Here is a 26,326-nt window from a genome sequence, read left to right as displayed (position 1 = left end):
CGTATACATAATTTCGACAATACCGCAAAAATATTTTTAATAAATTGATAATGGAAAAGTCGAGGTTTTGTACAACTAAATGTTCGAAAATTCTAATAAATAGACAATAAATATTATATCACCAAAATATCCCAAGGTCATTTTTTCATGGTATGGGATGATAAATCACCTCTTCATGTATATAATAGTTTTATAGAAAGAGGGGATTTACTTGGAACAAAAAAAAGAAGAACTGCATGAACCATCCGTTCCAATCTTCGGATATGAAATGTTGCGCGACATATTGATTCCAGAAATTTTAGGGAAGCATACACCTGACATTCTTTACTGGGGTGGAAAACACCTTTCGCGGAAATTCCCCCTGCAGTCGACAGAGGAAATATCCTCTTTTTTCGATGAGGCAGGCTGGGGAACCCTTACACTTATGGAACAGAAAAAGAATGAAATGACTTTTGAACTGAAAGGTCCAGTGATCGAACGGCGCCTTTCATTGAAAACGGATGTGAATTTCAAACTGGAAACCGGCTTTATTGCAGAACAAATTCAACTGCAAAGAAAATGCGTGGCAGAAGCTGCTGACGAACTACATAAACGGAGTCATGCGGTCAAAGTGGTCGTACGATGGGACGACAAAGACCGGATTGAGTAGTCTGACTCCTAATAAAGGGTTGCCCAGTATGTTCTGGGCAACCCTTTTCTATATTGGTTCTACAACGTGATTTCTTCCATTTTCAGCGCATCGAGGTTAAAGGCAGTATGTAAGACACGCGCTGCCTTTTGCATATTCTCTCCATCTACCACTGTAGATACTTTGATTTCAGAGGTGCTGACCATCTTCACGACAATGTCTTCCTGTGCCAGTACTTCAAACATTTCCGCTGCAACGCCGGGGTTTGAAATCATGCCGGAACCGACGATCGATACCTTCGCAAGCCCGCTTTCATGCTCGACATGGGTGAAATTCAACTGTTCCTTATTTCGCTCAAGAACAGCAAGGGTTTCTTCAAGATCCTGTTCCTTGATGGAGAAGGATAGATTGGTTGTGTTCTGATCTGTCTGGGTCTGAATGATGATGTCTACGTTCAGATGATTCTTAGCTAGCGTAGTGAATACGGATGATAGTCCTGTTAAAGCATTTTGAAGTCCGAATACAGTGACCCGTGTAATTTCATTCTCAAACGCTACTCCTCTTACAATCAAGTTCTGTTCCATGCTTGCTTCCTCCTCAATATACGTTCCTTCCACTCGATCGATGCTTGACCTGACTTCTAACGGAATTTGATAATTCTTGGCAAACTCCACTGCCCTTGGATGCAGGACTCCAGCCCCCAGATTCGCAAGTTCGAGCATTTCATCATAGGAAATCGACGGTAACTTTCTGGCTCCTTTTATATAACGTGGATCTGTCGTGTATACCCCGTCTACATCAGTATAAATATCACACCTTTCAGCTTTGAGGGCAGCCGCAATGGCAACCGCTGTAGTATCTGATCCTCCCCTGCCGAGAGTTGTGATTTCACCCGTTTCAGTCATACCCTGAAACCCGGCAACAATGACCACTTTTCCCTCTTGAAGGTGAGCCGACATCTTGTCGGTATGAATATTGGTAATCCTTGCATTGCTGTGAACAGACTCTGTCTCGATACCGGCTTGCCAACCAGTAAAGGAAATCGCATCATGTCCGGATTGGATGAGGGCCATCGTCAGTAGTGAAATGGTCACCTGTTCCCCGGTTGAGAGCAGCATATCCATTTCCCTTTTGCTCGGTTGAGATGTAATCTCCCTTGCAAGGCCAACGAGTGTGTCTGTTGTTTTCCCCATGGCAGAAACGACGACAACCACATCATTTCCTCTTTCTTTCTCTTCAATGATCCTTGACGCAACATTTTGAATTCTTTCCACAGATCCCACTGAAGTTCCACCGAATTTCTGAACAATAATACTCACGACTTCTCCCTCTTTCTGAGTGCATTTCGCTACTCTTTTTGATGATGAAGAGTACAATCACAATCATCCTAGACGTCCATAGACAGGAACTCCTGCGCTGATAATAAAAAAAGCAATGAGAATAATATCTCATTGCTTTATGAACATACAGCAGAACATACAAATAGGTTCATCGGCATTGTGAGATAGCTCTCCAAGATTGAATCATCTTGACAATCCTACATTTCTTAAACGCAGGACCAGCGGATATGATATGAGATCATAAACACTTCGGCGAATCTCCCCTTTCCAGGCATCTCACTGGAGCTCATACTCCTCTTTGCCTGTACTCTTGAAGTTCGCACCTCTATCACCACTTTTTAAAGTGATAATGTTATAAATTTTTGTTTATTATAGCATAGGGTAAAAATTGATTCAATGTTTAATTGAGTCAATTTTTCATTTTATTGTGTTTTTGTTAAGATGCTTTGGATGAGCATGCGGTGGTTGATTTCCGCTGCAGGTGCTCGCTTTCCGCGGGGCTGGCGGTGAGCCTCCTCGGCTGCGCCTGTGGGGTCTCACCTGTCCAGCGTTTCCCGCAGGAGTCGAGCACCTTCCGCTCCAATCAACTCTGCTTTTTCAATGGTTACTTCTAAACCAACCAATAACCCGTACTCTCATGTTATATAAACCTAATGATCAATATTTCCTATATCTAACACTTCCTACTTCAACTTCTCCACCAGTACCTTCGCAACGGCTTCAGGTATTCCGATCTCTATAAACTCCTCCACGGTTGCTTCTTTCATTTTCTTCATGGATCCGAAATGTTTAAGTAGCTGTTTCTTTCTTTTCGGGCCGATGCCGTCGATTTCGTCGAGGATGGATTGGAAGGCGCTTTTTCCTCTTAGTTGACGGTGGAAGGTGATGGCGAACCTATGAACTTCGTCCTGGATTCGTTGGAGAAGATAGAATTCCTGGCTCCGCTTTTCAAGGGGAACGATTTGTAACGGGTTCCCGTACAGCAGTTCCGATGTCTGATGCTTGTCATCTTTTGCGAGGCCGCCGATGGGGATATCGAGTCCCAATTCATTTTCGATGACGTCTCTCGCCGCTTCGATCTGTCCTTTTCCTCCATCGATGATGATAAGATCGGGTAAAGGAAGTCCGTCTTTCAATACCCTGGTATACCTTCTGCGCACAACTTCCCGCATGGAATCATAATCATCGGGACCTTTCACGGTTTTGATCTTATATTTACGATATTCTTTCTTTGCCGGTTTCCCGTCTAAAAAGACGATCATGGCAGAAACCGGATCCGAACCTTGGATATTGGAGTTATCAAAGGCTTCGATCCGGAATGGAGTGTAAATCCCCATATGCTCCCCAAGCCTTTCAATGGCTTTAATCGTCCGTTCTTCATCCCTTTCAATCAGGGCGAACTTCTCTCCCAGTGCCTGCTTCGCGTTTTTTTCGGCCAGCTTTACAAGTTCCTTTTTCTTTCCTCGTTTCGGCTGGGTCATCTTCACTTCCAGAAGATTTTCAGCGAGTTCGATATCGATTTCCTCGGGTAAGAAAATTTCCTTCGGCTTAAAATGATTGGACTTTGAATAGAACTGACCAAGGAACGTCAGGAATTCGTCCTCGGGCTCATTATAGAGAGGAAATAGTGAGACATCCCTCTCGATGAGCTTTCCTTGCCGGACGAAGAATACCTGCACACACATCCAGCCTTTATCAACGGAATATCCGAACACATCACGATCTGTGAAATCAGTCATCGTCATTTTTTGCTTTTCCATTGTGGCTTCAATGTGAAGGATCTGATCCCGGAATTCCTTTGCCCTTTCAAATTCCAGATTTTCTGATGCTTCATTCATCTTAACTGTCAGCTGATTCTTTATGTCTTTGTATCCCCCGTTCAAAAATCGGGCGATCTCATCAGTCATGTCACGGTACGTGTCTTTACTTACCTCTTTAATACAAGGGGCGAGACATTGGCCCATGTGATAGTAAAGGCAGGCCCGGTCAGGGAGGGTCGAGCATTTCCGTAAAGGATATAATCGGTCGAGAAGCTTTTTCGTTTCATTTGCGGCTCCGACATTGGGATAAGGTCCGAAATACTTTCCTTTCCCTCGCTGTACCTTCCTTGTGGTGATAAGCCTTGGGTGCCTTTCGTTCGTTAATTTGATGAACGGGTAGCTTTTATCGTCCTTTAGCATGACATTATATTTAGGGTCAAATTTTTTGATTAAATTCATTTCAAGCACAAGGGCTTCAAGATCCGATGATGTCATGATGTATTCGAAGTCTTCGATTTCTCCTACCAGACGCTGGGTTTTCGCATCATGGGAACCGGTGAAATAAGAGCGGACACGGTTTTTCAATACTTTGGCTTTACCTACATAAATGATCGTCCCCTGCCTGTCCTTCATTAAATAACACCCCGGCTGATCAGGAAGCAGCGCTAATTTATTCGTGATATTCTGATTCATCATTCTTCCCCCTTCCTTGGTTTCTCCCATTTATACAGTGTAAGGTCATGATAAATCGGGTCGATGAGCTCACTTGAATGAAAATGCTTTTCTACTTTTATGAAGTCATCCACCGAAATCCCCTGGTGTTTAAAACCTTCCACCACTTTATCGGTCAGATAGATAGCCCGGTCAGGATAATATCCTGCATCGGTGGCAAACACCTCATAGGTTTGCACTTTTTTATGGATAAAAGGGACGTCAAGATATTCGAGTACCCTTGACTCTTCCCATGTATAAACAACAAGCGGCCGATCGGTTTCTTCCAAATAAGCGGCCATTTGATACACAACCGGAACTTCCGAAGTATGAGTATATAATAGCTTACCTGTATGGAAAACTTGAAGCAGAAGGAATAAGATCAGGAATAGAGAACCTTCCCTTGTCCTTTTTCTTGAAAACAGCATCACCGTAATGAAAAACCACGATATACCAATCAAAGGCAGTGCATGGCGCGGTTTCATCACGTTCTGGGCAAATAAAGCCCACAGAAAATAACTGCCTGCCAGAAGGACCAGTATGCTTATCATATGACGGTTCCCAAGCTTAATTCTCCTTAACAGAAAGAAACTTCCAACCAAAAGGAGTAGAAGGATAACCGATTCCCCTGATCCCCCTACCCATATCGTATTCACGAAGAGCAGTTTTACCATCCTGTCCAACAGGCTGAGATCCGAGGCACCGATTGCACCTCCCCATTCCTGAAAGTGACCGTTCGTAAAGGAAAGGGCCAATCGCAGGAAACTGTCAAAACCACCTTCTGACATGCTGATGCCTGAAACCCACAGGAGCTGAAAGAGAATCGTGATAAGAACATAAACAAATAGGTCCATGATTTTCAACAGCCCTGATTTCCATTTAGTATACAGCATCATCAGGATCCCGATTCCAAGAGCCAAGTAAGATAACCGTGTTCCCAGAAGCAGGCTGAATAGAAACAGGGGGAGGATGATGTATCCATTATGCGATTTCTCATGAGCTAATACCAAACTCCATATATACCACCACATCATCCCGATTGCCGCTCCCTCAGACATGGGTTGATTCACCATCAGGATAGTAAAGCTGCTTGAATAAATGAACGCCGTCGCCATGACTGTATAGGAAGGGGTGACCAACCTTTTCACTAATAAAAAAAGAGGGATGACGGCACTACCGTACATGAAAATATTAAAGAAGCTCAGGGCTTGTACTGGATCTCTCACCAGCATATGAAATGCTTTGCCCCCCAGGATAAAATAAGGATATCCGGGAAAATGGGGCTGCATCTGGTACATATCAAAATGAATCACACCGAGGGCAAAATCCACCATATCCCATGTAGACGCGTATGCTGGCACCCAGATTACCTGAAGAATAAAAACCGATATGATGACCAATGCCCCGATGCCATTTGCCCAACTACTATATTTCCTAGTCTTCTCCCTCACCAACTTCACCCTCATACGTTTTAATACAAAAAGGACCAAACATACATTCCTTTATAGAGTGTACACCTTTCGAAAAAGGTGTTCAATCTTTAAGGCAATGATGTTTGGTCCTTACAAACATTTATTTAGCTTGGGGGCTTAAGTCCTTCACACCCGCTTGAACCTCTTCCTTTGCCTTTACCGTCTTAGGCTTAGTGGAGGTCAGGAAGTAGATGGCTACGAAATATCCGATATAGGCCATCACTTCTTCAATGGAAGGCATGGAAGAATATCCGAACAGTGCTTTAAGGAAAATCCCGACGTCACCCGATAGCAGCGGTGCAGTTCCCGTATCACGCAAGAAATGTGCATAGTCGATCGGATGCTCAGGAAGAATCCAGGTAAGGTCATAAAGATGTGGAATGACACTGCCGATCAATCCTATATCCTGCATCATGGAAATCGCCTGGACAAGAAGTCCGGCAGAAATCAGGATGATGAATGCACCTGTCACTTTAAAGAAGCTCTTCAATGAGATTCTCATCGTGCCTTTAAAGAATAAGTAAGCTACTACACTCCCGATGACAACACCGGTAATCGCTCCCCATCCCTGCATGGCAGCTCCAATATCGCCACCTGTAATGGCTGCGAAGAAGAAGACGGTCTCTACACCTTCACGCAGAACAACCAGGAAGGAATGGATCACCATGCCGACTATGTTTCCTGTCGAAATGAAATGATTCATTTTCCCTTCCATATTCCCCTTAAGGTCACGGCTGTGCTTTGCCATCCAGAAGACCATTTGTGTAAGAAGAACGGACGATACCAGCATAATGCCGATCTTTAAATACATCTCGCTTCCCATGGCGGCAAATCCGGTAAAGACGACCTGAAAGAGCATTGCTACTCCGACACTGGCCAAAATCGCCAATCCTGCTCCAAGCCAGACATACTTTGTAAAATGGCCATGGTTCGTTTTCTTCAGATAGGTGGTGATGATCCCGATGATCAATAAAGCCTCGAGGACTTCACGAAAGGTGATCAGCAAAGCTTGTAATTCCACGTTAGTTCCCCCTTACTAGCTATGACGGTTTATTAAACTTATTTACGTTTTCTGACTGCATAAATGATCGCAGCTGCAAGAATCCCTGCAATGATGATGATGGGCAGCCAGTTCTTCAGGTTGGAAATATCTGTCCACTCCTGTTTCTGACTCGCCTCTTCAGTGGCACTTTCAGCAAAATGCCCTACTTCAAGACTTTTGATGTTAAATTCTTTTTGAAGAGAATCCACTATGAACTGTTTACTTTGTTTATACGCTTCCTGATCGGATTCCTTGGTTCCGACACCGAACAACCCCGGATTCCCCAATGATTCCAACGCTTGATCGAACTGTGTACGAATTTTTTGATCCAACTCAGGATTTTCTCCTTCTACCTTGGGAGACAGCGTTTTATATGTAGCAAATCCTTTTGCGAGTAATCGCTTACTAGTATCATATTCAGAGAAGTTTTTATCAATGCTCTCAAGTCTTCTGGCAATATTGAGGACAAGGAGTTCATCTAAATTTTCGATGGCTTGTTCTTTTTCTTTCTCATCCAGGTTTTGAAGAATGACCTTGGAAGGTTTTTCACCCATATGCTGATCCACTTCTTCTTGAACCGTTTCATAAATCTTTTTGGACTCAGAATAGTTTGGAGGGTTTTCATCTAGCTTGATCATGATTTCTTTATACGCTTCTGCAATTTTTTCTTCGCTTGGGTCACCGTAAGAATAGGCGGCTGCCTGCGAAGATAGCATTATATTAAGTAGTAAACCTAAGAGTAAACTGGTAATGAATGTTTTTTTCATCTATAATTCCCTCCTGTTTTCAATGATAATGATTATCATTCGTATTGTCAATAAAAAATAAGTACTCTCACTACAAGGAGAGTACTTATTTTTCACGATATAGACAAACCTTATCCTACCTTATTTAGCGTATTGATTCATTCCTTCTTCAGAAGGGATGAAATGGGCCTGCTCTTCTACATACACTTTCCTTACAGGCTTCCGCATCTCTTTCAAAATCGCAGGTAGAACAGAAGACATATAAGATTTGAACTTTATGAAGGAGCGTCCCGTTGTCCGTACATGATACAAAATCGGGATTTCCTTCACCCTGAACCCCTTTCGTACAAGGTTCAAGGTCAGCACTTGAGCATAATTGTAATCATGGATGATTTCTGCATGTTCCATCGCCTGTTTAGAAAATGCACGCATTCCGGACTGACCGTCATATATCCACTTTCTGAGCAAAAGGGATTGCAGTGCTGTAAAACAGTAATTACCTAAACGGCGGTGAAGCTTCATCCCGTTAATGGTACCAAGGAACCTCGATCCCATTGTATAGTCGGCTTCTCCCTTGAAAAGCGGCTGTAATAGATCAGGAATCTGTTCGGGGGGATACTCTCCATCTGCATCTATCATGACACCGATATGGGCACCCAGTTCAACGGAAACTTTCAACCCTACCCTCACGGCAGCGCCCAAACCGCGGTTATGATCGAATGTTACGATGTGATCAGCACCTGCCTCCTGTGCCAATTCAACCGTACGATCCGTTGAACCATCATTGATGACCAGCACCTCCACTTCAACGGAAGGATGAAAAGAACGGGGGACCCGCCTGATCACGGCCCCGATCGACTCTTCCTCATTATGGGCAGGCATGAAGACAATGACTTTCTGTTTATTCATGTTGCTTCCAACTCTCCTTTAACGCCTCGTTTAATACAGGTCCTCTGCTGTTCCCCGGAAAGGGAGCCCCTAATAAATGGGCGATGGTCGGTGCCATGGAAACAAGACTGTGTTTTTCCTGAATCTTCTCACCAGGTTTTACCCCTGGACCGACCATAAAGAAAGGAACGAACCTCTCGCCTTCATCAAGATGACCATGTCCACCGATTCCATCTGCCTGTCCGTGATCGGCGCATATCATGAGGGTCGTGTTTTCCATCTTCCCTTCAGCTTCCAGCCACTCCACGTATTCTTGTATTAAACGATCCGCTTCTTCAATCTTTTCAATGTATTCATTATATAGGACACCCCTACTATGCCCAATTTGATCGGTGCCGATTAATTGGACAATAAATAGATCAGGGTCTTCCTCTTCCATGATTTTTTTGGCTTTATTGATAATATTTCGATCTGCTTTATCTTTGTGCATCACGGCTGTGACCGTATCAACATCACTGCCGAACGAATCCACCAGGTGGGCGATTCCAAGCATCTTCCCTTTTTTCCCTACTTTCCGTAAAGAATCAAAGATACTTTCCACCTTGATGCCAAGCTTCCAGACCATATTTGATCTCATGCCATGTTCCTTAGGATATGTGCCAGTGAACATGGAAGAGAAGCAGACAACCGTTCTCGCAGGATACACCGTCTCCATATTTAAATACTCGGTTCCCTTCTCCATCAATCCATCAAGAAAAGGCGTATTCGCTTCATAGAAGCGTTCCTTCCTCATCCCGTCTATCACGATGACAACCACTTTATCATTGAGTGCTTCGCCTGGCTCTCCTGCTGTAAATGAATCATACTGCTTCGGCTTCCAGTCAAATAGAAAATGGTGAAGGATGAACGCCAATGCGAAAACCACACCACAGAAGATGAAATAATCATTCGTAGGAAGTAATTCCCCCGTTGACAAATTCGTCATCATTCCATCCCATACCGAGAGCAGGAGTAGGAATTTCGGCAGCTGTTCCTGGGCGTTCCCGCTCGTTGAATCACTGTTCTTCAGCACCAGTTTCCAAAACCGGGTGAAATTCAGCCAGTCCGTCCCGATCCGGAGGTGATAATAAAAGGTTCCCCAGAAAAAGACCGTAAAGAAGAAATAAAGGCCAATCCCAAGTCCCCACAATGCTAAATCCGGTGATTCAAAGAGAAGAAGATACCCTATGACAGGGATCCATAAATAGTTTCGTAAGAACAATGGAAAATCATAATAGAAATATAAAATAAATAGGGGAAGTGTAAACAGCAAGCTAATAAGGAACGAGAACCATTCACCTTGCAGCAATCCCTGAAAGTGAAAGATCGTCATAGTCCCTACGACAAAAATAGGGGTGAATGGCTTCCCTTCATTCAGCAGATTCCAGCATCTTGCCGCCGTTTTTTCAAATTTCGATGCGCTTTTCAATGTCATTCATCCTTTCATCCTGCCCCACTGTTTCACTTGCTTAATCGAAACAGGTGATACGGCGATTACGATTCCTCCAACTGCAAAAGAAAAAATAAATTTTAATCCATGGCTCAAAATAGCCATGGAAAGGCCTTTCCCTAAGGGGATACCAGCCGAGAGCAAAGTATAACTCATAACAGATTCATAGGTACCAAGTCCCCCTGGGGCAAATTGAAATAACTGACCAGTGATCGTCACACTGTTAACCCAAATCGCAGCTCCCATCGATAAAGGCTCAAGTATGATCATGGAAACCCCGTAAAGAATGGCTCCTTCCAATACCCAGCTTGAAAGGATAAGACCTGCCACCAAAAGCCCCCTGCCTCCTGACAGCGCATGTTTCAACATCCCGACATGTCTTGAAAGAATGTCTGGTGTAATGAATTGAAGGAGGACCCATGCGGCCACTATGAATACAATGACCAATCCGACTGTTAAAAAGCCAGGGAGCTTTAAAGCAAATGGGAAAAAGAAAAGCCCGCATCCTGCCAGCAGTAAAAGCAATAATGTGTCCATTACCCTTAAAACCACGACGGAATGAAAGGACCTTTCAACGCTAATATGCTTTTCTCGCTGATTCATCACCATGACCCGCAGCCCGTCCCCTACTTTCAAGGGTAACAAGTGATTAAACAGCAAACTGTAAAACAGTCCGATCAAACAACTAGATAATCGTACCTCATCATTCAAGTAGAGTTTCCATGCGATTCCCTTCAGGAAGAATGAAAAAAAATAGATTCCCAGCACGACTAACACGATGACGGGATGATGGAGAAGCTGCTGTAAGGTTTTCGTCATATATTCTTTGTCAAAATAGAATAATAGTAAGATGAAAAAGACAACAGTCAATAGGATCCGCACGCCGTTTTTTGCAAACCTATAGTACGATTTCTTCATGTTCTCTCATCCACTGAACCGTTCTTCTGATTCCTTCTTCAAAGGAAACCATGGGAGAATACCCGAGAACTTCATTCGCTTTCGAGAAGTCCGCACACGTAGACGTAACATCCCCAAGTCTCCTATCTGTCACATTCAGATTAAGCGAGGGAAAATGGCGTTTCAATTCAGATATCAATCTGTCCATGGAAATAGGAGATCCGTTTCCCAGATTGAACGTACCTGACTCATCACTTCCGATCGCCTTATATGTACCATCTACGATATCATCTATGTACGTATAATCCCGTGTGTTCTCCAAACCGAATATGGGAAGTTCCTGACCATTCATAAGCTTCTTGATAAAAGAATAAATGGCCATATCAGGTCTTCCCCAAGGACCGTAAACAGTAAAGAAACGGAGGATTGTCAACTCCATCCCATAAATGGACGCATACGCTTTACAAAACGATTCGGCGCTATACTTTGCCGCAGCATACGGCGACACTACCGACCCCGTAGCATCCTCTTCCCGTGAAGGTTTATGGTTCGTATTTCCATATACAGAGGAGGAAGATGCGAAAACAAACTTACTGACACCGCTCTCTCCGGCCATCCGGAGCGTGTTGATTGTCGCTTTAATATCATAATCGACGTATTCATGAGGAGCACTCAAGGAGTGTGATACTCCCGGGATTGCGGCCAGATGGACGACACAGTCACCTTTAAATTCGTGAAACACCTCTTGGAGATCTTCCTCATCCAGCAGCAAGTCTTTTTGAGCAAATCTGAATGAACCGATTTCCCTCACGAAGGATAACTGCCGTTTCTTTCTTTCAGGAGAATAATAGGGGTGGAAGCTGTCTATGATCAACAGATCATGCTTCTCTTCAATGAGCTTTCTTGATAAATGGCAACCGATGAACCCGGCACCACCTGTAACAATAATCTTCAATATCTTACACCTCGTACCATACCGATTTAATCCTTCTATATTGTACCCTACCTAAGAGAGAAAGTGAAAAAGGGTTGACCCCATTGTGCTCTGAAACTCCATCTATGATGAAAGAAGGACTTCACACAATTATAAAGGGTCAACCCAAATGACTATTTATTCGCTTTCGCCATCACATCGTTCAACATTTTTTCAAGGTCTTTCCTTAAGCCTTCTGCTTTTTCTTTATCTTGTGACTTAACAGCTTCTAAGTAGCTTTGAGCATTGGTCGATAAGGACTCATATGATTCTTCACCCATCAGACTCTTAATATCAGAAGAGATCAAATCAATAAACAAAGCACCTTCCAATGCCGTGATCGCAGATTTATCTTCTCCCCAGTACTCTTCGCTCTCTTCATACTCATGTAAAGCAATTTTAGAGAATCCGCGAACGAAAGCATGATTCACTGCTTCAGGGTCGATGGACGTCACGTCCGTTTGTAAATCAAATTGGTTGTTGATCATTTCTGCTTCTTCAGGAGCGTTGCCTGATAGATAACTAGCAAGAGATTGATAGAATGCCCATCCTTCTGCTTGTTCCGCTTTGGCCGCTTCAGCATCTTCCTTCGCTTCCATAGAGGCTTTCATGGCATAACCGTTCGGAAGTGCCCCGGAAGCTAGATAAAACGTCTTCATGAGTGTCTTATCAACCACTTGTTTTCCAAGTTGGAAGCCGAGTTCATCATCCTCTTCAACCGCCTTCTCCATTTCGGAGAATCCACCATTAATGGCGTCAATCATCTTTGTTCCATATGCCTGATCCCGCTTTTCGACAGTTGGTTCAAGAATTTCATAGAATTCCTTCGCTTCTTCTATTTCTTCATTCACTTCTTCTGTATTGCCCCAGTTCTCGGCTACTTCTGTGAATTCATGTTTCATGGTTGTATAAAATACTTTTTGCATTAATTTATCAAATAATTGTGCTACGACCACTTGATCAAGGGAACCATCCTTCCCTGCTTCAAGAGCAGTGGAAATATGTTCATCCACCGTATCTTCAAATTCCTGATCACGTTTTTGCACAAGTTCCTGCAGATCTGATTCATAGATCGAAGTCACTTTATCAAAGTCAACCTCTTTGTCTTCCTTTGCTTTGGAAAGCTCTGCCTTTGCTTCCTCAAATGAAGCAGAGAAATCAACATTTGCCTCTTCTGATTCATCTTCCTTTTCTACTTGTTTCGACTCATCTGATGCAGCTGTTTTTTCATCGCTGTTTTTATCATCTGTTCCACACCCTGCAAGGACAGAACCCGTTAATAAAAATGCGGCAAAAATCTTCGTTAAATCTCTCTTTCTCATATGTATAAACCCCCGACTGATTAAATGATAATGATTTTCAATTCCATTTAAATTATAGCGAGAATGATTCTCACAGTCAACGTATTTTGAAAATTAATTTTGTTGTGGGGAATTTATGAGTGGTGGCAGCATTTTTAGGTTTGTTGGGGGACTTTCCTCTAGCCTTCATTACAAAAAACCAGTTACATCAACATAAAAAAAACGGAGCTGAACTTCAGCCCCGATATTTCTGAGTAATCTCTTATACGTGTTTGTTTAATAATTCAGCAAGTGCTTCCTTAGGTTGGAAACCGATCACTTTGTCTACCACTTCGCCGTCTTTAAGGACAACTAAAGTCGGGATACTCATAACTCCGTATTTCCCTGCTGTTTCCTGGTTTTCATCAACGTCGATTTTGACGATTTTCACTTTGTCGCCCATTTCGCTATCAAGCTCTTCAAGAACTGGAGCGATCATTTTACAAGGTCCACACCAAGGTGCCCAGAAATCTGCAAGTACCAGTCCAGAGTTTGTGTCAGTTGTGAATGATTGATCAGTAGCATGTGTAATAGCCATATATATGCGCCTCCTAAAATCTTTGAATGTAACGTAAGTATATCACCGTTTTTTTGGGGATGCTATCTTTCTGCTCGTAGGTAATATTCCCTTTGGAAAACGGAATATACCTTGAGAGAAAAAATAAGGCGCAGCCCGTGATTCAGCTACGTCCTCATTTGTTTTCATATTATGCTCTTACCCTGTATCCGTTCCTTCCAAACATGAACGGATTAAGAAGAAGATACTTTTAATTTTTTAAACTCTTCCGTTAACATTGGTACTACTTCAAACAGGTCTCCAACGATACCATAATCAGCAACGTTGAAAATATTCGCTTCTGGATCTTTGTTAATCGCAACGATGACCTTAGAGTTGGACATACCGGCTAAATGCTGGATGGCTCCGGAAATACCGCAAGCAATATATAGATCAGGCGTTACGACTTTCCCTGTTTGACCAATCTGCAGGGAGTAGTCACAATAGTCTGCATCACACGCTCCACGGGATGCTCCTACTGCCCCACCAAGTACATCGGCAAGTTCTTTAAGAGGGTTGAATCCATCTTCACTCTTCACTCCACGTCCACCGGCAATGATGACCTTTGCTTCGGAAAGATCAACACCTTCGCTTGCTTTGCGTACAACTTCTTTAATGATCGTGCGTAAATCTTTTATATCAACGGAAAGGGATGTAACCTCACCACTACGTGACTCATCTTTCGCCAATGGCTCAATGTTATTTGGACGAATGGTCGCAAAGATCACTCCGTCTGTCACGATTTTCTTTTCAAATGCTTTCCCTGAATAAATCGGTCTTGTGAAGACGAGGTTACCGCCAGCTTCCTCAAGATCTGTTGCATCTGAAATCAATCCTGTGCTTAGTTTACTTGCCACTTTAGGGGACAGGTCTTTTCCAAGTGCCGTATGACCGAAAATGATGCCTTCAGGCTCCTCTTCCTCAATGACTGAAAGAATCGCTTGTGAATAACCGTCTGACGTGTACTGATCCAACTTATCGTTTTCCACAACCACTACTTTATCCGCGCCATATTGAATCATCTCTTCTCCTAAAGCGCTTACACTTTTGCCGATAAGGACACCGACGACTTCTCCGCCTTCAGATACTGTTTTACCTGCCGCAATCGCTTCAAAGGAAACATTACGTAATGATCCGTCTCGAACTTCTCCAAGTACTAATACTTTTCTCGCCATGTTAAATTACCCCCTGAATGTTAGTTATTACTGTGACTCCCGCTTATATAACTTTCGCTTCGTTGCGAAGAAGTGAAACAAGCTCCGATACTTGAGCATCCAATTCGCCTTCTAATACTTTACCTGCTTCCTTCTTCGGTGGAAGGTAGATTTCAATTGTCTTGGTCTTCGCTTCTACTTCATCTTCGTCTAAATCGATATCATCCAATTCCACTTCATCCAAAGGCTTTTTCTTTGCCTTCATGATTCCTGGAAGGGATGGGTAACGCGGTTCGTTCAACCCCTGTTGAGCTGTCACTAACAGTGGAAGAGATGTTTCAATGACTTCTGAGTCCCCTTCTACGTCACGAGTGACCGTTACCGTTTCACCATCGATTTCCAATTTTGTGATGGTTGTTACATAAGGAATATCAAGCTGTTCTGCCACACGTGGTCCAACTTGTCCAGATCCACCGTCAATAGCAACATTACCTGCAAGGATCAAATCAACTTCCTGTTCTTTTAAATAGTGAGCAAGAATTTTGGCTGTTGTGAATTGATCTCCATGATCAAGATCATCTTCTGTATTGATAAGGACTGCTTTGTCAGCACCCATTGCTAAAGCCGTTCTCAATTGCTTTTCGCTTTCTTCTCCGCCGACTGTCACGACTGTTACTTCTCCGCCTTGTGCATCACGGACTTGAATGGCTTCTTCGACTGCATATTCATCGTAAGGATTTATGATAAATTCAGCTCCGTCTTCGGCAATTTGACCGTTTTGGATCGAAATTTTCTCCTCAGTATCAAACGTTCTTTTCAAAAGTACATAGATGTTCATTCGTAAGTCCCTCCTAATAATGTAAACATTCTTTCCCTTAAAAAGATTTCGACAATTTAACCCCTTTGAATGGGCAGCATTGACATGCAATACTGCCCCTCACTAAGAGTTTACTATATTACTAGAATGTATTCTAGCCTTTAAAGTGTGGTTCTCTCTTTTCAACGAACGCTGAAATACCCTCTTTGGCATCAGCGGACACAAATACTTCACCAAAAAGATCCGATTCTTTCTTTACGCCTTCATAGAAACGGTCATCTTTCGTATAACTTAACAAATCGATCGCAGCCTTCATGGCACCTGGGCTCTTCTTCGCAATCTTTTCCGCCATTTCCTTTGCTTTATCAAAAAGCTGGTCTTCTGGATAGGCCTTATTGGCGAGTCCCCACTGAACGGCTTCTGTTCCGCTGATCGGCTCACTCGTCAACAGCATTTCAGCTGCTTTTGCTCTGCCAACAAGCTTCGGAAGGCGCTGAGATCCTGCGAATCCAGGAACAAGTCCAAGTTGCAGTTCCGGTAATCCGAGTTTGGCATTCTCACTGACCAACCGGATGTGACAGCCCATTGCGAGTTCCAATCCACCACCCAAAGCAGCTCCATGAATCGCTGCAATGATCGGTTTCGGGAAGTTCTCCATCCGTTCGAACACGTCCTGCCCCCTTTTCGCGAGCTTAGAGAATTCCTCCCCACTTTCGATGGTCGTGAATTCCTTAATATCAGCACCTGCCGAGAAGAAACGTCCTTCACCTTTCAGCAAGATGACCCTGACATCCTTATTTGTTTCAAGCTCATCAAGAACCAAATCAATCTCCCTGATGAGTCCACTTGCGAGTGCATTAGCTGGAGGTCTTTGAATCAGGACCGTTGCTACTTGTCCTTCTAAGACCCATGATAAACTTTCCATCTCTCATCCCCCTAAACTAAGTTAGTTCCTGCCGCCACATCCATGAAGTAGTAGTTTGTGTATAGCAGGGACTTGAGCTACCAAATCATATTTCTGATCATTCATCACCCATGTTGTCGCCATTTCATCCAATGTTCCAAAGATCATTTGGCGGGCGAGGCGGACATCCAGGTCACTTGAGAACTCTCCTGATTCAATACCACTGATCAGGATTTTATCGACTAATTCCAGATATCCCTTTAATACATCATTGATTTTTAAACGGATATCTTTATTGGATTGTCTGAGTTCCAATTGTGTAACGATGGCCAGATGATGATCATCCGACAGAATCCTACAATGATTTTCAATCATCACTAATAATTTCTCTGAAACTGTCTGTTTTCCTGCTACAACTTCCTCAATTTTTTCGACAAAGAGAACCATTTTTTCTTTGAACAAAGAAATCAGGATATCTTCTTTGTTTTTAAAATAAAGATAGATGGTACCATCTGCGACACCTGCCTGCTTTGCAATCTTTGAGACCTGGGCCTGATGGTAGCCATTTTCAGCTATAACAATAACAGCTGCATCGATAATTTGCATGTATTTAGGTTTATTTCGTTTCATAAGTTCTGACCTGCCTTAACAAAATATGAATGACCATTCATTCATATTTTTATAATAAAAGGTTTCTCCATGATTGTCAAGAATAGATCCTTGTCCCATTCGAATCCAAAAAGAGAAAGCTCAATGAAACTCATCTTAGCTTGTTTTTTGTTCGTTTTCTATTTTTTGGCGCTCCTCTTCCACAAGGGATCTCCGTAGGATCTTTCCGACAGCGGTTTTAGGCAGTTCCTTCCTGAATTCATATATCCTCGGCACTTTATAGGCAGCCAAGTATTTACGGGAGTACTCATTGAGCTCCTCTTCTGTCAGGGATTCTCCTTCTTTCAAAACAACATATGCCTTGACGGTCTCTCCTCTATATGGGTCAGGGACGCCTGCTGCAACAACTTCCTGAATGGCAGGGTGCTCGTAAAGGACTTCTTCAATTTCCCGGGGATAGATATTAAAGCCGCCGGCAATGATCATATCTTTCTTACGATCCACTACGTAAAAATAGCCCTTTTCATCCATATACCCGATATCTCCCGTCAGGAGCCATCCGTCCTTTAACGTTTGCTCGGTTTCCTCAGGACGGTTCCAATATCCTTTCATCACCTGCGGACCTTTGACGACGATCTCACCCATTTCATTTGGAGGGAGTGGTTCTCCCGTTTCCATCGAGAACACGGCACTGTCCGTACCAGGCCATGGTACACCGATGCTTCCCTTTATTCTCGCTTTATCCCAAAGGAAATTGGAATGAGTGACGGGGGATGATTCGGTTAAGCCATATCCTTCAACAAGCTTCCCGCCCGTGACCTCCTCGAATTGTTGCTGCACTTCCACCGGTAATGGTGCACTGCCGCTGAGACATGAATCAATGGAGGACAGATCATATTTCTTTAATTCCGGGTGATTCAAGAGTCCGATATAGATCGTCGGGGCACCTGGAAAAAGTGTCGGCTTCTGCTTCTGTATTGTTTTCAACGTCGTTTCAGCATCGAATTTAGGGAGCAGGATCATCTGGTATCCCTGCATGACAGAGAGAATCAGCACGGCAGTCATTCCATACACATGAAAGAATGGAAGGATCCCGAGCATCTTTTCTTCCCCTTTTTTACACTTATACAGCCAGGCATCACACATGGAGGCGTTCGCGACCAGATTCTTATGGGTGAGCATGACGCCCTTAGGGAAACCTGTAGTGCCCCCTGTGTACTGAAGCAGGGCGAGATCATTTTCAAAGTCGAACTCTTCCCGGGGTATAACTTCACCCTTCTCTCTTTTCATGATTTCAGTGAATAAATGGTTCTGACCTGCATGGTCCACTTTCACGACGATACCATATTGTTTCTTCTGGATATATGGGTAAATGAGATTCTTGGGAAAAGGAAGATAATCTTTGATAGCGGTTACAATGATGTGCTCAAGATCGGTGTTTTTCATTACTTTCGATACCCTCGGATAAAGGATGTCTAATGTCAGGATTACCTTGGCACCGGAGTCCTTCATTTGATATTCGATTTCTCTTTCCATATATAGCGGATTGGTTTGTACCACCACTCCTCCTGCATATAGGATGCCGTAGTAGGCGATGACTGATTGAGGGGTATTCGGAAGCATGATCGCCACCCGATCGCCCTTATTGATCCCAAGTGTCTTAAGATAGCCGGCAAATGTAAGAGCCGATTCATACAGTTCTTTGTATCCTATTTCTTTTCCCATGAAATGAATCGCTGTCCTTTCCGCATAAAGAGAAGCGGCATCGGTCAAATAAGACTGTAAAGGTTTTTCGACAAGGTTAAGCTCCTTTGGTATTTCAGCCGGATATTCAGCAAGCCATGGTTTGTTCATCGTAATCCCTCCTTCATAATTTTTAGAAAATTTCTTCTATTCATTATTATAATATAAGGGGACTTCAGTTACAATTTGAAAAAAATGACGACCCGACTTTCTTACTATCCTTGAAGCTTGCCCTTCGTGAAAGATCATTTTTATTAAAGAAAAAAGACTGCCTATTCAACCATATGACAGTCTGTTTGTACACTATTATTATTTTGGTATGATGTTTATCCCTTTTTTGAGTCCTTTGGTCTGATCATGTGAAGAAGAGCATGTAGATGATCCCGACCACGATGAATACCCCGCACAGGGTAAGCAGAACCTTTGCCAATGTTTCCATATTCCCTCTCCTTACGATATACCGGCTCCTATGACATAGGATAATCCGACTGAGATGACCAGCGAAATGAAGCCAACCGCCCGGTTATCATTTTCAATTTCTTCATCGATCCTGAATTTGGGTGTCAGAAATTCATAAATAAAATACCCGATCAACAATAAGATGAAGCCGAAAACGCCCCATCCTATTGTGGTAAGAATGGTATCATTGTGGCTGATCGAGTGCCTGAAAATATTGGCGATCCCGAAAATCTTACCGCCTGTCGCCATTGCCACAGCCAAATTTCCTTTTTTAATTTCTTCCCAGTTCCGATACTTGGTCACCAGTTCAAAAATCGCTAAGAACAATACCAGGCAAAGGATGACGACACTGTAGTTCCCCGCCGTTTGAACAAATTCATTTTCCCAGAAATTCTCCATTGAAAAGCTCCCTTTAATCCTTTTTTCAATTACTTGAATTGAACGACCGTTACTCCCGTTCCACCTTCACCTGCATCCCCAAAACGAATGTTTTTGACTGAGCGGTGATTTTTCAGATACTCCTGTACTCCCTGTCTTAAAGCACCTGTCCCTTTTCCATGGATGATGGAAACGCGGGGATAGCCGGCAAGGAGGGCGTCATCGATATATTTCTCCACTCTTGATAATGCATTTTCAAAACGCTCACCGCGCAAGTCAAGTTCAAGACTGACATGGAAATCCTTTCCCTTAACTGTAGCGAGGGGCTTCGTTTCCACCTTTTGCTGGGACTGGATAAATTCAAGGTCCGATTCCTTCACTTTCATCTTCATGATGCCCATTTGAACCTGCCATTCCTTTGACGACACTTTTTCGACCAAATGACCTTTTTGATCAAAGCTCAACACCTTGACTTCATCACCTGGCTTCAATTCATGGCTTGATCCCGTGGACTTCTTCTTTTGACCCGTTTTCAACTTAGGAGTCGCATCTTCGAGCTGTTTTTTCGCCTGAATCAATTCATGTTCTTTGATTTGTGCCGATTTCTCCTGCTGCATTTTCCGCAGATCCTTGATCACCTGGTCAGCTTCCGCCTTCGCCTTTTCAACGACTTCACTGGCTTTTTGCTGAGCCTTTTCATAAAGGGTATCTTTCTTCTCGTAATACTCCATCATTTGCTTTTGCATATCTTTATGCATCTTCTCTGCCTGTCTTAAAAGCTCATGAGCTTCCTCAAGCTCCCGTTCGCCCTGACGTCTGCTGTCTTCGAGGGAGGCAATCATGTTCTCGACTTCTTTACTATCGGTACCGATGTGGGACTTCGCCCGTTGAATGACCCCATCTGACAAACCGAGACGCTTGGAAATGTCAAACGCATTACTTCTTCCCGGCACCCCAAGTAAAAGCTTGTACGTAGGACTTAATGTTTCTACATTAAATTCCACACTGGCATTCACGACACCTTCCCGATTGTATCCATATGCTTTCAACTCGGGATAGTGGGTGGTCGCAACGACCCTTGCCCCTGTTCCATGAACTTCATCCAGGATGGAAATCGCCAATGCCGCCCCTTCTTGAGGATCCGTACCTGCTCCCAATTCATCAAACAATACGAGGCTCTCGTGATCGACCTTTTTCAGAATGTCGACGATATTGACCATATGGGAAGAGAAGGTACTCAAGCTTTGTTCAATCGATTGCTCATCCCCGATATCGGCATAGATGGTACGGAATACCCCTACTTCGGATCCGTCCAGAGCAGGAATCGGAAGTCCGGCCTGTGCCATCAGGCTTGTTAAGCCCAATGTCTTCAGGGTAACCGTTTTACCACCCGTATTCGGACCGGTGATGACGATGGAGGAAAACTCATTCCCAAGCTCGATATCATTGGCAACAGCTTCTTCAATCGGCAGCAATGGATGCCTCGCTTTATTCAGCTTTACCCGTCGTTCATTATTGATCGTTGGTTTAGACCCTTTGATGGACCGCCCGAACTTTGCCTTCGTAAACATGAAATCTACGTCTGACAGCACGTTGACGATCAGAAGCAGTTCTTCTCCAAATTCCTGGACTTTCTCAGAAAGCTCTTGCAGAATCTTTTCTATTTCCGTTTGTTCCTTTAATCGATACTCCCGCAGCTGATTATTCAGCTGAACGATTGCTTCAGGCTCGATGAACAACGTCTGCCCTGATGAGGACTGGTCATGGATGATCCCGCCGTATTGCCCTCTATATTCCTGTTTTACCGGAATGACGTACCGGTCATTCCGGATGGTGATGATGGCATCGGATAACATTTTCTGAGCATTTGAAGATCGGATCATACGTTCCAGCTTCTCCCGGATCCGGCCTTCATTGGCACGGAGCTGGGTGCGGATCGTGCGCAGTGTTTCACTGGCTGAATCCAGGATTTCACCGTTATCGTCCACCACTTTCCTTATATCCTGCTCCAGTTGAGGAAGCGGAATGACCGTCCCCATTTTCTCCTGTAACAGTGGTATCTCCACTTCTTCCTCAAGTAGTTCTTCCACGAACTGTGTCAGCTTCCTGCTTGCCCGGATCGTACTCGCCACCTGTACGAATTCAGAAGGCGAAAGCATACCGCCTATCTGAGCCCGCTTCACGTGAGGTCGTATATCGAAAATCCCCCCTAGTGGCGCGTGACCTTTTAATCTGAGTATGGTCATAGCTTCATCCGTCTCTTCATGCAGAGCTGTGATCTCTTCATATTCGACTGAAGGCATGAGGGAAGATACCCTTGCATGACCAAGTGCAGATGCTGCGAATTGCTTTAATAGTTCTTTGATTTTGTCAAACTCTAACGTCTTTAATACTTTAGAATTCACGGAATGTATTCCACCTTTTTTCAGTTTCGCTTAATAAATTGAATGAACTCATCTTTATCCCATGTATTGATGACACTGTCTTTCTTGATCCATCCTTTACGGGCAGTCCCGACACCGACCTTCATAAATTCCAGATGGTCGATACTGTGGGCATCTGTGTTGATTACAAGCTTCACACCTTGCTCCTGTGCTTTCCGGATATTTTCAGCAGACAAATCCAGGCGGTTCGGATTTGCATTCAGCTCAAGAGCCGTACCTGTTTCTTTCGCCAACTGGATAAGAAGATCTATATCGACATCATAGCCTTCCCGTCTACCAATGATTCTGCCAGTGGGGTGGGCAATGATATCCACATGTGCACTTTTCAAGGCTGTTGATAGTCTCTCCATGATTTTCTCCTGAGACTGTGAAAAGCTTGAATGAATGGAGGCAATCACGAGATCCACCTTTTCCAGGATGTCATCGTCATAATCCAGGGTAGCGTCAGGAAGGATATCCATTTCGATACCTGAAAGGACTTCTATATCATCGTATTTCTGATTGATTTCGTTTATTTCCTCGATCTGTTTCAATAACCGTTCTGTTGTAAGACCGTTTGCCACCCGCAAATACTGGGAATGATCGGTGATGGCCATGTATTGATACCCTTTGGCACGGCATGCTTGCACCATTTCTTCTATGGAATAGGCACCATCAGACCAAGTGGAGTGCATGTGAAGGTCTCCCTTTATATCTTCCAACGTGAGAAGAGGATATTCCTTACTGAACTCTTCTACTTCTTTTCCATCCTCTCTCAGCTCCGGTGGAATCAGGGGAAGATTGAAGTGATGGTAAAATTCTTCCTCGGTCTTAAAGGTTGTCACTTCACCTGTTTCACTATTCTCTACTCCATACTCACTGATTTTCTCTCCACGTTCTTTTGCAAGCTGACGCATGCGGACATTATGGTCCTTGGATCCCGTGAAATGGTGAAGGGTTGTCGCAAATTCTTCCGGTTTTACAATTCGGAAATCGATGCTGACATCCCATTGGTAAGAGAGGGTCAATGAAACTTTCGTATCCCCTGCCGCAATGGTTTCAACGATATTCGGCAATTTCAACAGTTCTTCTTTCACCTTATGAGGATGTTCTGTTGCCAGAATGAAGTCGAGGTCCTTAATGGTTTCCCTCATCCTTCTCAAGCTTCCGGCTCTCGAATAGGTATGGATGCTCTCAATCTCAGAAAGATAACCTTCAATCTCTTCTGCAATCCCCATCATAAATCCGATAGGTAATCGGTCAGGTCTTTTCCCTACCTGCTCAATGGCTGCTAAGATCTTTTCTTCCGTCTTCTTCCCGAAACCTGCAAGAGCCTGTACTCTGCTCTCTTTACAAGCTTCTTCCAAATCTTCTATATTTTCTACCCCAAGTTCACTATAAAGCTTAGCGATTTTCTTCCCGCCAAGGCCCGGTAATTGCAAAAGGGGGATCAATCCTTTGGGAACTTCCTCTTGCAATTCTTCAAGAACAGAAGAGGTCCCTTCGTTTATGTACTCTTCAATGACACCGGCTGTCCCTTTCCCTATGCCTGGAAGCTTGGTGAAATCACTGATTTCCTGTAAGCTGCGGTCATCATTCTCCAGTGCCGCTGCCGCTTTTCTGTAGGCTGATGTTTTAAACGAATTTTCACCTTTTAATTCCATATATATTGCAATTTGTTCTAATAATTTTATAATATCTTTTTTATTCAAGAGATTCACCCTCTATCTTAGAATTAAAAAATATGGTCCTAACACTCCACCTATTATAGTAGCAAAATTGCCATAAAAAGAAAAAAGACTGACTTATAAGATGAACTAATCCGTGAAGGGAACCCTTACGAATGTGAGTTGCATACTTATAGTCAGCCCTTTTTCAGGCAACGTATTCAATCCACCATGATTTCACCATATCAGAGAAAACAGGAGTATGTTTCACCATCCCTTGTGCTATGAACGAATGATTGATGAGTGATTGAACCGACTCAATCGGCAATAATACAGCAATATATAATAGAATGAAGATCATTAAGTATGCTTCAATAAAGCCCAATATCCCTCCGCCAAGTACATTCAACTGCTTTAATAGAGGAAGATGTGCAACGAAGTCGAGCATCGATCCAATGATTTGCAGTATGATACGAGTTGCGAAGAAAATCAGCGCAAACGCAATCACACGATAGTATGCTTGATCCAAATGGGTCGATTCAAATATCATATTCAATGTGGATTGCTCGTCCAGTACAGGATAAGGGATCCATAAAGTCAACTTCGGAGCAAGCTGATCATAATATATGTATGCTACAATGAAAGAAACGATAAACCCGAATATGTGGATGACCTGGAGTATGAATCCACGTTTTAATCCTATTAAAAACCCTATCACCAGGATGACTAACAAAGCTAAGTCCAACATCTTTTTTTCAATCCTTTAATCGTTTAATTTCCCGTTCAAGCTCTTCAACTCGTTCTTGAAGTTTGAGATAATCGTTTACGGCGTTCACCGCTGTCAGAACCGCCAATCTGCTTGTGTCGAGAGATGGATTCATGGAGTTGATCTCTCTCATTTTGTCATCGACTTTCGAACAAACGAATCGGATTTGACTTGTTGATTCAGTCCCAACAATCGTATATTGTTGTCCATATATGTCTACAGTGGTACGATTTTTTTGTTCATCAGACAACCTGAAAGCCCCCATTCATTAAGAATCCTACACATAATCATACCATGAAACTTTTTGATTATGGAAGGAATTTGTCATAATAGCTCACAATTTTTATTCAATACAAGATTTTTGTCATAAGGAGAGAGAAACATGGCCAATACCGTCATTCAAACAACTAAAGGAACAATCGAGAAAATGAAAGACCATTATCAAAAGGTGTTGGTCGACAAGTTGCCGCCGGGTGCCGTATTTGTGGCTAAACCATCAGGCTGTACGGTAACCGCTTATAAATCCGGGAAAGTATTGTTTCAGGGAGCAAACGGTGATGGCGAAGCAAGTCAGTGGGGAAGCAGCGTTACCCCGAAGGTCAAATCCCCAACCAAGGGTACGACGAACCTGCCTGAGAACTTTGCCGATTGGTCTGTCATCGGTTCAGACGAGGTCGGGACAGGAGATTTCTTCGGACCGATCACCGTCGTCAGTGCTTACGTGAAGAAAGAGCATATCCCCCTCATGAAAGAACTCGGGGTGAAGGATTCCAAAAACCTATCAGACCCTCAAATCATCAGCATTGCCAGGGATCTCATTTCCACCATTCCTTATTCCCTGCTCATCCTGCATAATCCAAAATACAATGAGATGCAGGCCAAAGGGATGACACAAGGGAAAATGAAGGCACTCCTTCACAACAAAGCCATCCTGAACCTACTGGAAAAGATGGACCCTGAACAACCTGAGGGAATATTGATCGACCAATTCGTCGAAAAGAATACATACTTCAAACACGTGTCTGCTCAACAAAAAGTCCAAAAGGACCGGGTATACTTCAGCACAAAGGGAGAAAGCATCCATCTTGCCGTTGCAGCTGCCTCAATCATCGCACGCTATGCATTCCTGAAAGAAATGGATAAGCTGAGTGCAAAAGCTGGCGTCGAAATACCTAAAGGCGCAGGAAAACATGTGGATGTCGCCGCAGCCAAGATCATCAAGCGAAAAGGGGTCGAGGAATTAAAATCGATCACCAAATGGCATTTTGCGAATAGTGAGAAGGCAATGAAGTTAGCAAGGAAATGAGGAAGAGGCCGCATCAGTGTAGCGATGCGGCTTTTTGTTTTTTGGTGGCTTGTTCAGCTGTTGAAAAGTGAAAGATATTTAGCTGCTGATTTTTCTTTGTTTTTCAGCAGGTGAATTTTCTAGGTAATTCACCTGTTGAATATTAGCCTTAATTCAGCAGGTGATTTATTTGTATATTTCAGTTGCTGAATATCATCCTTATTTCACCTGCTGATTCCCCACAGAATATTCCCCTTCCAAAATCCCGTACATACAAAA

Annotated in this window: 23 protein-coding genes and 1 riboswitch; of the genes, 2 read left to right on the top strand and 21 right to left on the bottom strand. The window is 43.4% G+C overall.

Going from position 1 to position 26,326, the window contains the following annotated elements; translation table 11 throughout:
• Positions 1-211 precede the first annotated feature (211 nt).
• On the top strand, positions 212-649 hold the full coding sequence (locus KYJ26_RS08180) for a YslB family protein (protein ID WP_226673292.1): 438 nt from the start codon (positions 212-214) through the stop codon (positions 647-649).
• Positions 650-708: 59 nt separating this feature from the next.
• Here KYJ26_RS08180 and KYJ26_RS08175 read toward each other — a convergent pair whose 3' ends face one another.
• The 21 genes from KYJ26_RS08175 to zapA all read right to left on the bottom strand — a co-directional run bounded on the left by KYJ26_RS08175 (position 709) and on the right by zapA (position 25,012).
• Entirely contained in the window at positions 709-1,947 is a 1,239-nt protein-coding gene (locus tag KYJ26_RS08175) for an aspartate kinase (RefSeq protein ID WP_219166777.1), read from the bottom strand.
• 178 nt (positions 1,948-2,125) lie between these two features.
• A riboswitch (Lysine riboswitch) is annotated at positions 2,126-2,304 on the bottom strand.
• Between the two features lie 347 nt (positions 2,305-2,651).
• Complete coding sequence (gene uvrC, locus KYJ26_RS08170) at positions 2,652-4,421, bottom strand: excinuclease ABC subunit UvrC (protein ID WP_219166776.1); 1,770 nt, start codon at positions 4,419-4,421, stop codon at positions 2,652-2,654.
• Entirely contained in the window at positions 4,421-5,890 is a 1,470-nt protein-coding gene (locus KYJ26_RS08165) for a hypothetical protein (protein ID WP_219166775.1), read from the bottom strand. Before KYJ26_RS08165 ends, uvrC begins: the two co-directional genes overlap by 1 nt.
• Positions 5,891-6,011: 121 nt before the next feature.
• Entirely contained in the window at positions 6,012-6,932 is a 921-nt protein-coding gene (locus KYJ26_RS08160) for an FTR1 family iron permease (protein ID WP_219166774.1), read from the bottom strand.
• Between the two features lie 38 nt (positions 6,933-6,970).
• Entirely contained in the window at positions 6,971-7,720 is a 750-nt protein-coding gene (locus KYJ26_RS08155; RefSeq protein WP_219166773.1) for an imelysin family protein, read from the bottom strand.
• Positions 7,721-7,840: 120 nt separating this feature from the next.
• Positions 7,841-8,608 (bottom strand): glycosyltransferase family 2 protein, encoded by a 768-nt coding sequence (locus KYJ26_RS08150; RefSeq protein ID WP_219166772.1) that lies wholly within the window; start codon positions 8,606-8,608, stop codon positions 7,841-7,843.
• On the bottom strand, positions 8,601-10,055 hold the full coding sequence (locus KYJ26_RS08145) for an alkaline phosphatase family protein (protein ID WP_219166919.1): 1,455 nt from the start codon (positions 10,053-10,055) through the stop codon (positions 8,601-8,603). Before KYJ26_RS08145 ends, KYJ26_RS08150 begins: the two co-directional genes overlap by 8 nt.
• 6 nt (positions 10,056-10,061) lie before the next feature.
• Positions 10,062-10,994, bottom strand: a complete 933-nt coding sequence (locus tag KYJ26_RS08140; RefSeq protein WP_219166771.1) for a lysylphosphatidylglycerol synthase transmembrane domain-containing protein — start codon at positions 10,992-10,994, stop codon at positions 10,062-10,064.
• The gene (locus KYJ26_RS08135; protein WP_219166770.1) at positions 10,975-11,928 is read right to left on the bottom strand and encodes an NAD-dependent epimerase/dehydratase family protein; all 954 of its coding nucleotides are present in this window, start codon (positions 11,926-11,928) and stop codon (positions 10,975-10,977) included. Before KYJ26_RS08135 ends, KYJ26_RS08140 begins: the two co-directional genes overlap by 20 nt.
• Positions 11,929-12,080: 152 nt before the next feature.
• Positions 12,081-13,268: a hypothetical protein gene (locus KYJ26_RS08130; protein WP_219166769.1), complete on the bottom strand. Its 1,188-nt coding sequence runs from the start codon at positions 13,266-13,268 to the stop codon at positions 12,081-12,083.
• A gap of 241 nt (positions 13,269-13,509) precedes the next feature.
• Positions 13,510-13,824 (bottom strand): thioredoxin, encoded by a 315-nt coding sequence (gene trxA / locus KYJ26_RS08125; protein ID WP_219166768.1) that lies wholly within the window; start codon positions 13,822-13,824, stop codon positions 13,510-13,512.
• Positions 13,825-14,036: 212 nt separating this feature from the next.
• A complete protein-coding gene (locus KYJ26_RS08120; protein ID WP_219166767.1) occupies positions 14,037-15,017 on the bottom strand; it encodes an electron transfer flavoprotein subunit alpha/FixB family protein in 981 nt (326 codons plus the stop codon).
• 43 nt (positions 15,018-15,060) lie between these two features.
• Positions 15,061-15,834 (bottom strand): electron transfer flavoprotein subunit beta/FixA family protein, encoded by a 774-nt coding sequence (locus KYJ26_RS08115; RefSeq protein WP_219166766.1) that lies wholly within the window; start codon positions 15,832-15,834, stop codon positions 15,061-15,063.
• A 133-nt stretch (positions 15,835-15,967) separates the two neighbouring features.
• Complete coding sequence (locus tag KYJ26_RS08110) at positions 15,968-16,738, bottom strand: enoyl-CoA hydratase (protein ID WP_219166765.1); 771 nt, start codon at positions 16,736-16,738, stop codon at positions 15,968-15,970.
• Between the two features lie 21 nt (positions 16,739-16,759).
• Positions 16,760-17,347 carry a TetR/AcrR family transcriptional regulator gene (locus KYJ26_RS08105; protein ID WP_219166764.1) on the bottom strand — a complete coding sequence of 196 codons (588 nt, stop codon included), beginning with the start codon at positions 17,345-17,347 and terminating at the stop codon, positions 16,760-16,762.
• A 135-nt stretch (positions 17,348-17,482) separates the two neighbouring features.
• A complete protein-coding gene (locus KYJ26_RS08100) occupies positions 17,483-19,180 on the bottom strand; it encodes an AMP-binding protein (protein WP_257474924.1) in 1,698 nt (565 codons plus the stop codon).
• Between the two features lie 339 nt (positions 19,181-19,519).
• Positions 19,520-19,927, bottom strand: a complete 408-nt coding sequence (locus tag KYJ26_RS08095; protein WP_098354631.1) for a DUF350 domain-containing protein — start codon at positions 19,925-19,927, stop codon at positions 19,520-19,522.
• 29 nt (positions 19,928-19,956) lie between these two features.
• Positions 19,957-22,311: an endonuclease MutS2 gene (locus KYJ26_RS08090; RefSeq protein WP_219166763.1), complete on the bottom strand. Its 2,355-nt coding sequence runs from the start codon at positions 22,309-22,311 to the stop codon at positions 19,957-19,959.
• Positions 22,312-22,331: 20 nt separating this feature from the next.
• A complete protein-coding gene (polX, locus tag KYJ26_RS08085) occupies positions 22,332-24,041 on the bottom strand; it encodes a DNA polymerase/3'-5' exonuclease PolX (RefSeq protein WP_257474923.1) in 1,710 nt (569 codons plus the stop codon).
• A gap of 163 nt (positions 24,042-24,204) precedes the next feature.
• A complete protein-coding gene (locus KYJ26_RS08080; protein ID WP_219166761.1) occupies positions 24,205-24,744 on the bottom strand; it encodes a CvpA family protein in 540 nt (179 codons plus the stop codon).
• A gap of 7 nt (positions 24,745-24,751) precedes the next feature.
• Complete coding sequence (gene zapA, locus KYJ26_RS08075; RefSeq protein WP_206851199.1) at positions 24,752-25,012, bottom strand: cell division protein ZapA; 261 nt, start codon at positions 25,010-25,012, stop codon at positions 24,752-24,754.
• Between the two features lie 132 nt (positions 25,013-25,144).
• On the opposite strand from zapA, the gene rnhC reads away from it, so the two are divergent.
• Positions 25,145-26,068: a ribonuclease HIII gene (gene rnhC, locus KYJ26_RS08070; RefSeq protein ID WP_219166760.1), complete on the top strand. Its 924-nt coding sequence runs from the start codon at positions 25,145-25,147 to the stop codon at positions 26,066-26,068.
• Positions 26,069-26,326: the final 258 nt, after the last annotated feature.

Origin of the sequence: Rossellomorea orangium, assembly GCF_019334305.1 — a bacterium.
Classification (GTDB): Bacteria; Bacillota; Bacilli; order Bacillales; family Bacillaceae_B; genus Rossellomorea.
Note: the sequence above shows the minus strand (reverse complement) of the source record. Positions and strands in the feature narration are given on the sequence as shown.